Annotated in this window: 11 protein-coding genes and 3 tRNA genes; 11 read left to right on the forward strand and 3 right to left on the reverse strand. The window is 53.3% G+C overall.

The window, feature by feature from the left end; all coding sequences use genetic code 11:
* Nucleotides 1-36 precede the first annotated feature (36 nt).
* Nucleotides 37-558, forward strand: a complete 522-nt coding sequence (locus HMPREF2804_RS01855) for a hypothetical protein (protein ID WP_070627016.1) — start codon at nt 37-39, stop codon at nt 556-558.
* A 317-nt stretch (nt 559-875) separates the two neighbouring features.
* Here HMPREF2804_RS01855 and HMPREF2804_RS01860 read toward each other — a convergent pair whose 3' ends face one another.
* Complete coding sequence (locus HMPREF2804_RS01860) at nt 876-2,345, reverse strand: NCS2 family permease (RefSeq protein WP_070627017.1); 1,470 nt, start codon at nt 2,343-2,345, stop codon at nt 876-878.
* A gap of 286 nt (nt 2,346-2,631) precedes the next feature.
* Nucleotides 2,632-4,095: an NCS2 family permease gene (locus tag HMPREF2804_RS01865; protein WP_070627018.1), complete on the reverse strand. Its 1,464-nt coding sequence runs from the start codon at nt 4,093-4,095 to the stop codon at nt 2,632-2,634.
* 322 nt (nt 4,096-4,417) lie between these two features.
* Here HMPREF2804_RS01865 and HMPREF2804_RS01870 point away from each other — a divergent pair, with 322 nt between their 5' ends.
* From HMPREF2804_RS01870 to HMPREF2804_RS11055, 6 genes are all read left to right on the forward strand, one after another.
* The gene (locus HMPREF2804_RS01870; RefSeq protein WP_048780084.1) at nt 4,418-4,753 is read left to right on the forward strand and encodes a DUF2218 domain-containing protein; all 336 of its coding nucleotides are present in this window, start codon (nt 4,418-4,420) and stop codon (nt 4,751-4,753) included.
* Between the two features lie 389 nt (nt 4,754-5,142).
* Entirely contained in the window at nt 5,143-6,546 is a 1,404-nt protein-coding gene (locus tag HMPREF2804_RS01875; RefSeq protein ID WP_070627019.1) for an FAD-dependent oxidoreductase, read from the forward strand.
* A 410-nt stretch (nt 6,547-6,956) separates the two neighbouring features.
* Nucleotides 6,957-7,029, forward strand: a tRNA-Glu gene (locus HMPREF2804_RS01880).
* Nucleotides 7,030-7,096: 67 nt separating this feature from the next.
* Nucleotides 7,097-7,170: transfer RNA gene (locus tag HMPREF2804_RS01885), tRNA-Asp, on the forward strand.
* 73 nt (nt 7,171-7,243) lie between these two features.
* A tRNA-Phe gene (locus HMPREF2804_RS01890) sits at nt 7,244-7,316 on the forward strand.
* A gap of 347 nt (nt 7,317-7,663) precedes the next feature.
* Entirely contained in the window at nt 7,664-7,840 is a 177-nt protein-coding gene (locus HMPREF2804_RS11055; protein WP_168164898.1) for a hypothetical protein, read from the forward strand.
* A 42-nt stretch (nt 7,841-7,882) separates the two neighbouring features.
* On the opposite strand, the gene HMPREF2804_RS01895 is transcribed toward HMPREF2804_RS11055, so the two are convergent.
* Nucleotides 7,883-8,908: a helix-turn-helix transcriptional regulator gene (locus tag HMPREF2804_RS01895; RefSeq protein WP_210399304.1), complete on the reverse strand. Its 1,026-nt coding sequence runs from the start codon at nt 8,906-8,908 to the stop codon at nt 7,883-7,885.
* 461 nt (nt 8,909-9,369) lie between these two features.
* Between HMPREF2804_RS01895 and HMPREF2804_RS01900 the strand changes: the two genes are divergently transcribed.
* From HMPREF2804_RS01900 to HMPREF2804_RS01920, 4 genes are all read left to right on the forward strand, one after another.
* On the forward strand, nt 9,370-10,170 hold the full coding sequence (locus HMPREF2804_RS01900) for an alpha/beta fold hydrolase (protein WP_070627021.1): 801 nt from the start codon (nt 9,370-9,372) through the stop codon (nt 10,168-10,170).
* A gap of 643 nt (nt 10,171-10,813) precedes the next feature.
* Nucleotides 10,814-11,719, forward strand: coding sequence for an ABC transporter ATP-binding protein (locus HMPREF2804_RS01910; RefSeq protein WP_070627023.1), 906 nt, complete (start codon nt 10,814-10,816; stop codon nt 11,717-11,719).
* Between the two features lies 1 nt (nt 11,720).
* On the forward strand, nt 11,721-12,413 hold the full coding sequence (locus HMPREF2804_RS01915) for an ABC transporter permease (protein WP_013398405.1): 693 nt from the start codon (nt 11,721-11,723) through the stop codon (nt 12,411-12,413).
* Entirely contained in the window at nt 12,410-13,168 is a 759-nt protein-coding gene (locus tag HMPREF2804_RS01920; protein WP_070627024.1) for an ABC transporter permease, read from the forward strand. The genes HMPREF2804_RS01915 and HMPREF2804_RS01920 overlap by 4 nt, the downstream gene beginning before the upstream one ends.
* The last annotated feature ends 75 nt before the right edge of the window (nt 13,169-13,243 follow it).

Genomic DNA, 13,243 nt, shown 5'->3' on the forward strand with positions numbered 1-13,243 from the left:
AATTTACCCCGTTCACGGGGTAGAGGAAGTCAATCCATGAGTGACGTTATCTCGCAGGAATCTTTCGACGAGCTCGCCCTCTATTTCAACGGGGGAGGGCACCTGCTTACCCCGGATGCGCGCCGCATCGCTGCTGAACGCGCCCGCATCCTCTGCGCTTGCGGACTCGATGCGCTCCAGCAGTACACGCAGCGCACCGGTATGACTGTGCACTACTACGTGGCACCCTACGATACGAGCGACCTGCTGCGAACGGGTGCGAGTGCGCTCGCGCTCACCGGGGCTCGGCACGAACTTTCGGGGATGAAAACCCCTCTAATAGACGCCTACATTCTGCCCAGTGACCTCACAAAATTTGCCCCGATTTGGATCCTGGAACCTGCCCCACCCGAGCGGGCGAACGTGATTTTGCGCGAGGTTTCCGCCCTTCCGCGCGTGCTGCGCCTGCACGTGGCGGCAGACCTGCTGCACGCATGCGATATTGGCGTGGTGGATGAGCGTGCACAAGAGAGGGCCGAGCGCATTATGAAAGAATTATGCCGTCCAAGCGACCGATAGAATTCTCGGTTTAACCTGAGCCAGCCCGCGCCGTCTCTGAGCAAGAGGGCGGGGCTGGTTCGCATTCAAACGCGTTGTCTGCGTGTATAGGTGCGTTGAATTGGGTTTACCTGAAAGTAAACCTATGCGAAGAATACCAGGAAAAACGGGTGAAGTTGTATACCTGCAGCCGTGAAATTTCTGACGTTTTCGAGCGCATATCTACACCCCCCCCATAGGTGTATAAAAAGGCTCTTTCTGAATAAAGCGTAGTTTTCCGCCGCTTCTCTTCAAAAAGAGCCTTTTTACACCCGATATATACCCGGGATCAGCCAACGCTAGTGCGTGAGACCGTTGATAATACCCATGCCGAAGTAGATGACGAATACTGCAGACACTACGTACATGAGCCAGTGCACCTCGCGCCCGCGACCCTGAACCAGACGGATAAAGGCGTACGAGACGAACCCAGCACCAATACCGTTAGCGATCGAGTACGACAGCGGCATGAAAATAATGGTCATAAACGCGGGGATACCCAGACCCCAGTCTTGCCAGTCGATATGCACAGCCTGGCGCACCATCAGGAACCCAACAACCACCAGAGCGGGGGCGACCGCCTCAAAGGGAACGATCGTCACCAGCGGCGAGGCGATAATCGCCACCAGGAACAGCACACCGGTTACGATATTTGCCAGGCCCGTGCGGGCACCCTCACCAATACCGGTTGCCGACTCCACAAAAATCTGGTTCGCAGAGCCGGATGCGCCGCCGCCGACCACGGAACCGACCGCATCCACGAGCAGAACCTCGTTAATGTTCTCGACCTTGCCGTCCTTATCGATGGTGCCCGCTTCGGTTGCTAAGCCCACCGAAACGCCCATGGCGTCAAAGAAGACCGAGAGCAGAATAGCGAACACCAGCAGGGATGCGCCCAGCACGCCGATAGCGCCGAACGCGCCGAATCGTGCAGACCCGATAAGCGAGAAATCGGGGGCTGAGAAGGAAAAATTATTGAGCGCGGGAACATTGAGCGACCAGCCGGTCGGGTTTCCCTTGCCGCTGCCGATATGGAAAATAGCCTCTAGGATGATAGACAGCGCGGTAGAAGCCACCACGCCAATGAGGATAGCGCCGCGCACATTGCGAATAAACAAGGCGATGGTGAGGAAAAGACCGAAAATAAACACGAGAGTAGGCCAGCCAAGTAAGTGACCACCCACGCCGAACGAGACGGGAACGGTAGTTCCTGCGGCATCCGGCATGCGGCGGATGATCCCGGAATCAACCAGTCCGATAAAGGCGATAAAGAAGCCGATTCCCGCCACAATTGCGGTTTTGAGGCTCTCGGGGACCGCCTCGAATACGGCGGTGCGGAAGCCGGTGAGGACCAGCACGGTCATAATAAGACCGGCGATAATCACCAAGCCCATAATATCTGCCCACGTCAGCCCGGGGGTGGTTGCGATTGTGGACGCCAGCAGCGCGTTCACACCCAGGCCCGCCGCCATCGCGAAAGGCTGTTTAGCAATGACGCCCATGAGGATAGTCATCACGCCGGCGACGAGTGCGGTGACCGCGGCAACCTGCGGCACGCCAAGGATATTTCCCGCCGAGTCTGCGCCGGTGCCGATCACCAGGGGGTTGAGGACGACGATGTAACTCATAGCGAAGAACGCGGCGAGACCGCCACGAATCTCGGCTGAAATAGATGAGCCTCGTTCAGTGATTTTGAAGTAACGGTCCAGTGCGCCGCCCGATGCGTTGGGCTTGTGTGCCTGGGGAGCCGCGGTGTTCTCAGAAGACATTCGTGAAAATCCGTAGATACTCTCGTAGGATGCGTGCGCGGGTTTGCGCCGCAATAAGAAAAGCGCCCAACCCTTATGGTGGGTGTGACGCTTTTGTTACCACATTATTCTATGACGTTTAACCCTCAATGCGCTACTGACAGGAAATTCTCAGGTCTTTAGCGGGGTGCGGGGATGTATATCCGCCTTTAGGGGTAAAAGTGGGTGATAAAAAGAGCCTTGATCGTGACTGAAGTTTTCACGATCAAGGCTCTTTTTACGATGGGAGGGGAGAGAGAAAGATGCTCTAACGCATCCACCCCTCAATCAGGCCCATTCCGAAATGCACCGTAAACACCGCCGAAACCACGTACATGAGCCAGTGCACCTCGCGTCCGCGACCAGTCGCCACACGGATAACCGTGTACGAAATAAACCCGGCACCAATACCGTGCGCAATCGAATACGACAGCGGCATGATGACGATCGTCAAGAAGGCCGAAATTCCCAGGGCAAGATCGTTCCAATCGACATTAACCGCCTGGCGCACCATCAGGAACCCGACGAACACCATTGCGGGGGCGACCGCCTCAAAGGGGACAATCGTCACCAGGGGAGAGAGGAAAATAGCGCCCAGGAAGAGCACACCTGTCACCACATTTGCCAGACCTGTGCGGGCACCCGCGCCAATACCGGTTGCCGACTCCACGAATACCTGGTTGGTTGAGGTTGAGGTGCCGCCACCGGCGACCGCGCCCAGCGCATCTACCAGAAGTAGACGGTCGATGTCTTCGATCTTGCCGTCTTCATCGATAGAACCGGCTTCGACTGCCATACCCATGATGGAGCCCATCACATCGAAAAACGCCGAAATGAGGATGGTAAACACCAGCAGAATTGAGGCCATTGCACCCAAAGAACTGAAGGCACCGAAAAGATCTGCGGAGAACAGAAGCGAAAAATCGGGCAGACCAAAACCGCTGCCGTCCCAGGTGGGTACATTGAGCGACCAGCCAAGCGGGTTAGCCTGCACGCTGCCGGAGGGGGCGACCGCCTCCAGAATAAGCGAAAGTGCCGTGGATGCGAGCATGCCGTAGAGAATAGCGCCGCGCACCTGACGAACATACAGAATAATGGTCAGGAAAAACCCCACAATAAACACGAGAGTGGGCCAGCCGAGCAGATGCCCGTGAACACCGAACACGACAGGGGTTGAGCCGGTCTCTGCACGGCGAATAATTCCGGCGTTCACCAGCCCAACAAAGGCGATAAAGAGTCCGATACCCACCACGATTGCGGTTTTCAGGCTTTCGGGCACGGCGTCGAAAACGGCGGTGCGGAAACCGGTCAGCACGAGGGCGGTCATGAGCAGGCCCGCCCACACGACCAACCCCATAATATGCGGCCAGGTGAGGTTAGGAGTCGTGGCTATCGTAGTCGCCAATAGTGCGTTCACGCCCAGTCCCGCCGCCATCGCGAAGGGGTGTTTGGCGTAAACGCCTAGAAGAATGGTCATCACGCCTGCAACAAGCGCGGTCATGGCGGCAACCTGCGGCACGCCGAGGGAACGTCCGGATGAATCGGGCGTGAGGCCGAGAATAAGCGGGTTGAGCACCACAATATAACTCATGGCGAAGAAGGTCGCTAAACCGCCGCGAATTTCGGTGCTGATAGTTGAGCCACGCTCGGTAATGTTGAAGTAACGGTCCAGTGTGCCGCCCGAACTGCTGGGTTTAGGCGTCTGGGGAGCCGCGGTGTTCTCAGAAGACATTCGTGAAAATCCGTAGATACTCTCGTAGGGCGCGCAACCGCCGGTTGGGGATGCGCATAAGAAAAGCGCCAGCCGTGGGGCGTGACGCTCTTGTTACTACAACATTCTAGGGGGAGTAGCCCGTAAAAGGCTACTTCTTTGCGTCTGCGCATGATGGTCGCTTTTAGGCGGTAAGTTTTCCGTGGGGGAACCACCCGCGCTGTAGGCGAAACCCCATCGGCACACGCTCACAACACTGCTAAGATAAGGGTTACCTAAGGATGATATGTGCCGCCTGGGAATTGGCGCTGGGCGCGCATCCTGAAGCATGAAGAAGGTTGTTATGAGTGAGTATCCAGCCGCAGAATCTCTGCCCGTTCGTCAGCGTTCCACGGTCAGTACCGACCGCCCGGCACGTTATATTAAACAGCTTGGCTCACATATGGGTCGCAAAATTAGTACCGAGGAAATTCCTGGTGGATTGCGCTTAATCTTTAATCGCGACGGTATCTTTCGTGGGTATGGCGATCTGGTGGCCGATGATGCGAACCATGCGCTCATCATGGAGGTTCGTGCCGAAGACGACGAGAAAGCACAGAGCCTTGCAGGCGTGCTGGAGCGTCACCTTGTGCGTTTTGGCGAGCGCGAAGAACTAGTCGTGGAATTCCACGCGGTCTAACCCCTGTATTCATTCTGCGAGCAGGTAGGATTTCGCCGAAAAGGTAGGATTTTCCTACCTGTTCGTGCCAAAAGCCACCTGCTCGCGGGGCAATAAGAGCGGGCAATGCGGGAAGACGGAATGAGAAAAACCCACCGAGACTGCATTGGTGGGTTTTATTGTGCTCTCGTAACGCAGGTGACGAATTTTATGCTCGCGCACATATTCCGAAGTCGTGACAGGAATATTAATGATGGAGCCTTCAAAATCCTTGGGATAAAAACATGAAAAATGTGTCTTTTGAGTGGTTCAGCTCATGTTTTCTGCGTTTGCTCAGGCATGACCGCTAAAATAAGCAAGGATGTTAAGGCTAAGCTCGCCCTATGGGTGAACTTTGAAAGGAAAAATACGTGTCTGAAGCTGCACGCCCGTTGCGCGTTGCCGTTATAGGTGCGGGTCCTGCGGGTATCTACGCCGCCGATCTGCTCACCAAATCTGAGGAAGTACGCTCTGGAGCCGTTGAGGTTTCTATCGACATTTTTGACCGTTACCCCGCGCCCTTCGGGCTCATTCGTTACGGTGTGGCGCCCGATCACCCGCGCATCAAGGGCATTATCACCGCCCTACATAAGGTACTTGACCGCGGTGATATTCGATTCTTCGGCAATGTCGAATACGGTAAGGATTTGAACCTTGCCGACCTGCGCGAGCATTATGACGCCATTATCTTTGCGACCGGCGCTATTTACGATGCGCCCCTGCCTATTAAGGGCATCGACCTGGACGGTTCCTATGGTGCTGCCGACTTCGTCTCGTGGTATGACGGTCACCCCGATTACCCGCGCACCTGGCCGCTAAACGCGAAGGAAATCGCGGTGCTAGGTAACGGCAACGTGGCGTTGGATATTGCGCGTGTGCTCTCTAAGCACGCCGATGATCTGCTCGTCACCGAAATTCCCGAGAATGTGTACGAGGGGCTGAAATCTTCGCCCGTGACCGATGTGCACGTCTTTGGCCGCCGCGGCCCCGCGCAGATCAAGTTCACCCCCCTGGAGCTGCGCGAGCTCTCTCATTCCCGCGATGTCGATATTGTGCTCTACGAAGAGGACTTCGAGTTCGACGAGGCTTCGGATGAAGCTATTCAGACGAATAACCAGGTTAAGACCATGATGAAGACCCTCACCACCTGGCTTACCGACCAGGAGGAGGGCGAGCAGACCGCATCGCGCCGTCTGCATCTGCACTTCCTGCAGTCCCCGCACGAGATTCTGGGCGAGGACGGCAAGGTTGTGGGCATCCGCATGGAACGCAATAAGCTTGACGGTAAGGGCGGTATCGAGGGCACCGGCGAGTTCGTGGACTACCCCGTGCAGGCCGTGTACCGCGCGATCGGTTACTTCGGATCTGAGCTGCCTGAGGTTGGCTATGACGCTGATAAGGGCGTGATTACTAACGTTGAGGGCCGTGTGGTCGATGAAAACGGCGAGCACGTGCTCGGCCTGTACGCTACCGGGTGGATTAAGCGCGGACCGGTGGGTCTGATTGGCTCCACAAAGGGCGATGCACTTGAAACCATCACCCACCTGTTGGAGGACCGCGAGAACCTGTACACCGCTGCCGAACCGGATGCTGACACCTTCAGCGATTACCTGGATTCTAAGGGCATTCGCTATACCACCTGGGAAGGCTGGCACCGTCTGGACGATCACGAAAAGGCGCTCGGTGCAGCATCACAGGATGCGAAGGGCGAGCCACGTGAGCGTGTGAAGGTTGTTGACCGTGATGAGATGATTCGTATTTCGCGCGGCGAGTAATAGCTGTACGCAGCGATTTTCTGCGGTACATGAGCCGCAATGAAGAATCCCCGCCGGGTCTTCGGCACAGCCCGAAACCGGTGGGGATTTCTTGTATCAAAATCATGGTGTGCGCGTGCGCGCGGCATATTCTACGCCTTTTTGCTGAACCTGTGTAGGGGATGCGCGGCGCTTACCCGGTCATTTCGTGCTGTTTGCGGAGGTTATTCAGAAAAATTTTGAGAAATTTCTGGTGACTATAAAATACGTTCTGACTAGTAACTATGTAGGTGAGCAGGGTATCTTAGAAGGGGGAGTGCGGCGGGTATGAAGAAGTTTTTGAAGAATCCGGCTTGCACGGCTTAAAAATCTGTCATAGACTAGTTGAGGTTCGAACGACGGGATGAAAAGAACCCGTTCGCATCGACTGGGCCCCCATCGTCTAGCGGCCTAGGACGCCGCCCTTTCACGGCGGTAGCACGGGTTCAAATCCCGTTGGGGGTACTTGCAAATCCTCAGATTTGCAAAGCCATGTTGAAGAAGCAGATTATACCCCTGCCGAATCCAACAAGGCCCCGTAGCGCAGTTGGTTAGCGCGCCGCCCTGTCACGGCGGAGGTCGCGGGTTCAAGTCCCGTCGGGGTCGCTCTGGCCGCGTGATTCAGGTGAAGAAATTCATCACGAAGACGCGGTCGTTGCGTATCTGCTTCGATGCGCAAGGCTCTGTAGCTCAGTTGGTAGAGCGTGCGACTGAAAATCGTAAGGTCACCGGATCGACGCCGGTCGGAGCCACAATCCGCCCTCCAGGCTTCTACAGTGGGGGCGGATTTTTTCTTTAACCGTGCCTGGTCCTGCTGTTATAGCCGCTTCTCTTTTGCGCCCGTTTTCCCTGTGCCGCCGCTTCCCTGCAAAATGCGTCTATACAGCGGCAAACGCCTTAACCACCAGACCCTCTGAACCCTGGACGGGACACCGCTGGTGGAGGAGTGACCGACCCTGTCGCCGGGCACGCTATGACGCGTTTGCGTACCGGTACCACGATTTAGATAAGTTTCTAGACCCGAACAACGTGATAGCAGATAAGGGATACCAAGGGTTAAGCCTGCCCCCCGAAGAAGCCACCCAGCGGAAACTGACCGATGACGAGAAGCAGGTTAGCCGGTCAGATTCACCACCACCGGGTGGTAGAACACGGTAATCGCGCACTCCAAATGCTGGCGGGCACTGTCTGCAATCTTCCGCAGACTCCTAAGCTCGTATCATCGGGTGTTCTCGGTCGTGCGGGCACTATTTTTCGGCTCCAAGACCACCCCTAATGAATAACCCTCTGTCCAATAACCAAATAGCACCACAACCGCTTAGAACCCGTAGAGTTTTTCAATATTTCGGATAAGTGCTAGCAGATCGTCCCGCACGTTTGTAGGAGAGTCTATATAAATATCTACATTTAGACGAAGAAGAACCGTCATAGCATGTAAATAATCAAAAAAATCTAGCTGGTAATAGGTCCACCCAGTTGGCGAGGGAGGTATCTTTCTACTTGGTATTGGATTTGCCCTGCCTGTCCATTCCCTGATATCGTTCCACCGTATATCCTTTACCCATGCATATATAGTTAGTGGGACAAAATTCTTCTGAAATTCTATACGATGACGTTGCCACTCATTTGCAACGTCTATGTCCTCATTCTTTGGGATAGGAATATGTGGCAAAGGATGTACCTCTTCAATACGGGAAAGCTTTTGAAAGTATACTGTTTCCATATTTTTATCACTAGTTAAACAGACATACCATGATGCTCCAGCGCTAACTAGACCATGCGGGTTTACGAGTTTTGTCTTTGTGTTTGGGCTGTTTTTCTCGTGGTACTTAATCTGCACAGAGTATTTTCCAAAAACTGCATTCTGGATGAGGTAGAAGATATCAGTAGCTTGTTCATGCTCTGGCATTGGTAACCACCCTTTAGGATCTACAATAACGCGTGAAGCTACATCTATAGTCTGTTCAACATATGCTTTGGGAGTGGCTGCCAGAAGCTTGCGGAGCCCCGATGTAAGTGATTTTCCTAGCCCTAACGAGTCTGGACCCCATGAGCTAATGGATGCGAAGAGCGCTTGGCTTTCTTCAGCCGTGAGCGCATTAACATCAGTCTTATACTCAGCGAGTAGCCTGATTCCCCCATGGGGTCCGCGTTCGGTATATATGGGAACTCCTGCTGAAGAGAGTGCATCTACATCGCGCAATATTGTTCGAGTCGACACTTCTAGCTCTTTAGATAGTTGCGCAGTCGTCATGGGACCACGTCCCCTCAGAAGCCATATGATGGAAAGTAATCTATCAGCCCGCATACAAATTAGTATTTCATATATGACAGTAGATGTCATAAATTGTATATATGGTGATTACCAAAGGTGGTTGCTGCAACGGATGAAGCTTTGTCAGTAAAATTATAAGGTTCGATGTGTAAGATAAATAGGGAGGGTGAGTTTATAGGAAATATGGGTTGCTATTTGGGAAATATTTGTATTCGACGCAAGTTTTACTACTCATAAATACTCAGGAAGGCGAGAAAGGTAAATTATAATAGAGTAGCAATTTGTAATATTTAAGTTTAGCAAGGTTTCTATGGGATTATTTTGTTCAACTATTTATTGATGCTCGAAAATAATGGCTATATAGAGCATATGTATTGTTATCTGTTCTTTAAGGATATAGTCTTTAGAAGGCAATGGTGTATAGACTAAGTGAACTGTTTTAGTTCGCATAGAAATGTAACAGTTTATCTTCAGAGATGCATATCTTAGTATTTATTGCCAGATCTTCTGCGTAAGGAAGGGGAAATAGAATGTATACCCGCATTCTCGGCAATGGGACACCTCTTTTATGTATTCATGGTTTCCCTTTGGATCATCGTTCGCTTTTGCCGCTAGATCGTATATTTGGTCTCTCGGGTAATTGGAAACGTATCTATGTCGATTTACCAGGGATGGGAAAGAGTAGTTATTTAACAGGCATAAATGGATATAGTTCTGTACTTGATAATATCCAGAAAATTATTGATGAAGAAATTGGTTCAGATGAGTTTGCTATTTTTGGATATTCATTTGGGGGTATGTTAGCTCGTGCTTTAACATATATAAATTCAGAAAAAGTTCTTGGTTTAGGAATGCTTTGCCCTGAGATTATTGCGAATAATTCTGCACGTAATGTGCCAGTGCGAATTCCGGTAATTACAGATAAGTCATTTTTGGCTAGTTTAGATCCTGCCCAACGATCCGTATATACAAAAACATCCATTATAGAGACGAGGGAAAATTTCGAAAAATTTAACAAATATATTCTCCCTGCATTTTCAAGTTTAAATAAACAAACTATTGATTCTATTGCATCTAATACGGAGCTTATTGGAATTCCTGAACCAAAGAGCTATAAGTTTTATCGACCTACACTGTTTATAACTGGGCGTCAAGATAATCTTGTGGGCTATATAGATTCATATAATATTCTTGAAAATTATCCGCATGCATCTTATGCGATTTTAGATGGTGCGGGTCATACCGCACACTTAGATCAATCCACTCTGGTTGACTCACTTATTCAGAACTGGCTAGAGCGTATAAATAATTTTAAAGAGGATTACAGCTAGACTCTAGATATAGATATTAAATTAATTTACACGACAGATATAACATGTAATATATTTATTAATTGCCTCGTCGTCAACTTGATGTGGGTGGCGAATTGGTAGAAGCCCCTGTATCTTTTGCCGAAAGGTGGTGGAACGAAAGACCAGTAAACATGGATTTGATATCTAGTTTACCTAAACAAAATCACGAAATATCCCTTGAGGAGTTTGAAAACTTAAGAACTAAGGCTGTAGAAGATTCTCTACATTTAAGGTCTAAGCTCCCTCGCCCTGAAAATTTTATCGTGTTGAGGTTGGAGCCACAATCCGCCCTCCAGGCTTCTACAGTGGGGGCGGATTTTTTCTTTAAGCACGGGCTGCTCCCAGTCCACGCACCCTATAGTCTGATGCCCGCCCTCGTACATGGGCCCGTGCCCTTTACCTCTCTGCTCACAAGGTTCTTTATCTGAACGAAACGGCGAAAATACGTCTCATCCTAAAAGGCTCCTTTTGCGCCGAAAGAGAAGAGGACTACGCCAAACAGGCTGGTAAACACGCTGGTTCGTTTCAATTTCCTGGAATTTCCGTTAGGGTGGAGACGTTGTGTTATTTGCACAACGTCTGTACACACGGCGGCAAAACCGGCGCATACGGAAGAGATCGAATGCCAGCATCCACTCCCCAAGAAACCATACCGTCGAACTCCGCGCAGGCAACACGCACTGCGGGAATCGAATTCTCCCAAGTCACCAAACGCTACGGCGCTAACACCGTGGTCAATAACCTGACTCTGAGCATCCCCGCCGGTGAAACCACCGTTTTCGTCGGCTCCTCAGGATGCGGTAAAACCACCACCCTGCGCATGATCAACCGCATGGTAGAGCCGCAGGAAGGCACGATCACCATCGGCGGGCAAAATATTGCAGACCAAGACCCTTACAAGCTGCGCCGATCCATCGGGTACGTCATGCAAAGCGGCGGGCTGCTGCCGCATCGTACCGTGCTTGAGAACGTTATGACCGTGCCCCTGTTGAACGGCACCTCCAAATCGCAGGCGAAAGAACGCGCTCTTGACCTTCTGGGCACCGTGGGTTTGGATGCGTCCTTAGCGCAGCGCTACCCGGCTCAGCTTTCCGGCGGGCAGGCACAGCGCGTGGGAGTCGCGCGGGCGCTCGCGGCGGATGCCTCTATTTTGCTCATGGACGAGCCATTTTCTGCGGTCGATCCGATCGTGCGCACCGAACTGCAGGAAGAACTTTTGCGCCTGCAGGGCGAGCTGCATAAGACCATTGTTTTCGTAACCCACGATATTGATGAGGCTCTATTCCTCGGCGATAATATTGCGGTCTTCGCCCCCGGCGGCAAGCTCGCCCAATATGGCGCCCCCGAAGAGATCTTGACGAATCCCGCTAATGATTTTGTGGAATCTTTCGTTAGCCAGTCCGTGGGTGCCTTGCTGCCTGCCGATGTGATGCGCCAGGTGCGGTATATTCGCCGCGAACGCTACCGCCGCACACGCGAAGCCGCAGTATCGGGCGAGGGCGCTGCATCGACCTCTGGGTGGGGATAGTATGGACCTGTTGTTGGCAGATTCGATGCACTGGGACTGGTTGGGAAATAACATCCAGCGCGTCCTTGATTTGACCCTCAATCACCTGTACCAGGGCATTATTCCGGTACTTGTGGGAACCGCCCTGTCGATTCCGGTGGCGCGGTATGCGAGCCGACGCCGCGCGCGGGAAGACGGCGCGAAAACCTACCGGAGTGGTGCGCACGCCCTGGTGCACGGCTTCGGGCTGCTCTATACAATCCCGTCGATCGCGTTCTTCGTACTCATGCCGCTGATTCTGGGGACCAGCATTATTTCGCCGGTGAACGTGCTTGTGGCGCTTACGATCTACACGATGGCGCTGATGGTGCGTTCCGGGGTAGATGCTTTTAATGCGGTTCCCGAGCATGTGGTGGAGTCATCGCGCGCCCTGGGATACACCCCGGCTCGTGCATTTTTCACGGTGGAATTACCACTCGCTTTACCCGTGCTTTTTGCCGGTATCCGCGTGGCGACGGTGGCAAATATTGCGATGGTATCTGTGGGTGCGGTTATTGGTGTTTCTTCGCTCGGCACGCTTTTTACCGACGGACTAGCGCGTAGTATACCCGCCGAACTTATCACGGGCGTGGTGCTCAGCGCCGTCCTCGCCTACCTCGCCGACGCGCTTCTTGCCCTCACGGCACGGCGCCTGACCGCCTGGAGGACCGCATGAATGTTATAGAACGCACCTTCGCTTTTCTGGGTGATGGCGCCAACTGGCAAGGGCCTCAGGGCATTTTTGCGCGCACCGTCGAGCATCTGGGCATCACCATGTTTGCGGTTGCGATTGCCCTGGTGATTGCCGTGCCTTTGGGGCTGTGGGCTGGGCATACACGCCGCGGCGGGCACGCTCTGCTGGGGTTTACCGCCGCTTTGCGCGCTCTGCCCGCCCTGGGTTTGCTGACCCTGCTTGCTCTCTGGTTTGGTGTTAACGCGATTCCCCCGCTCGCAGTGCTCGTGATTATCGCGGTGGCGCCCCTGCTGGCGCATACCCTCGAAGCCGTGACCGGGATTGATCCGGATGTGGTGGATGCGGCACGCGCCCAAGGCATGACCGAAGGGCAGATTCTTCGCCGGGTTGAGATTCCTCTGGGCCTTCCGGTGTTTATGGGCGGTCTGCGCAGCGCGGTGCTGCAGGTGATCGCGACCGCGACTATCGCCGCCTACATTAATGGGAATAACCTGGGCCGGTACCTTTTTGATGGACTCGCGGTGCGGGACTATCCGCGTATGCTCGTGGCAACCTTGCTGGTAGCGGTACTCGCCTTTGTGGTGGATGCGCTCATGGCCCTAGCACAGCGGGCCGTGACCCCCGTGCCCTTGCGGGGTGGAAGCGGGCGCGGAGGCGCATCCAAACGTCATAGGCAACAGAAACACGAGAGCGCACTGGATGCGGCAAACTCGCACACGGAAGGGGCGCACGCATGAGCCTGGCGCATCGCCGAAACACGAACGATCGTTCTTCTCTATCCGGAAAGAGCGCGAAAAGCCAAGGAACGGCGG

It is taken from the genome of Rothia sp. HMSC065G12 (assembly GCF_001811455.1).
Lineage (GTDB): Bacteria > Actinomycetota > Actinomycetes > Actinomycetales > Micrococcaceae > Rothia > Rothia dentocariosa.

Coding starts and splice junctions, on each gene's coding strand:
- HMPREF2804_RS01915 (WP_013398405.1), top strand. CDS start 11,721: ATGGACCTGTTGTTGGCAGATTCGATGCACTGGGACTGGTTGGGAAAT.
- HMPREF2804_RS01920 (WP_070627024.1), top strand. CDS start 12,410: ATGAATGTTATAGAACGCACCTTCGCTTTTCTGGGTGATGGCGCCAAC.
- HMPREF2804_RS01895 (WP_210399304.1), bottom strand. CDS start 8,908: ATGACATCTACTGTCATATATGAAATACTAATTTGTATGCGGGCTGAT.
- HMPREF2804_RS01870 (WP_048780084.1), top strand. CDS start 4,418: ATGAGTGAGTATCCAGCCGCAGAATCTCTGCCCGTTCGTCAGCGTTCC.
- HMPREF2804_RS01900 (WP_070627021.1), top strand. CDS start 9,370: ATGTATACCCGCATTCTCGGCAATGGGACACCTCTTTTATGTATTCAT.
- HMPREF2804_RS01860 (WP_070627017.1), bottom strand. CDS start 2,345: ATGTCTTCTGAGAACACCGCGGCTCCCCAGGCACACAAGCCCAACGCA.
- HMPREF2804_RS01865 (WP_070627018.1), bottom strand. CDS start 4,095: ATGTCTTCTGAGAACACCGCGGCTCCCCAGACGCCTAAACCCAGCAGT.
- HMPREF2804_RS11055 (WP_168164898.1), top strand. CDS start 7,664: ATGACGAGAAGCAGGTTAGCCGGTCAGATTCACCACCACCGGGTGGTA.
- HMPREF2804_RS01855 (WP_070627016.1), top strand. CDS start 37: ATGAGTGACGTTATCTCGCAGGAATCTTTCGACGAGCTCGCCCTCTAT.
- HMPREF2804_RS01910 (WP_070627023.1), top strand. CDS start 10,814: ATGCCAGCATCCACTCCCCAAGAAACCATACCGTCGAACTCCGCGCAG.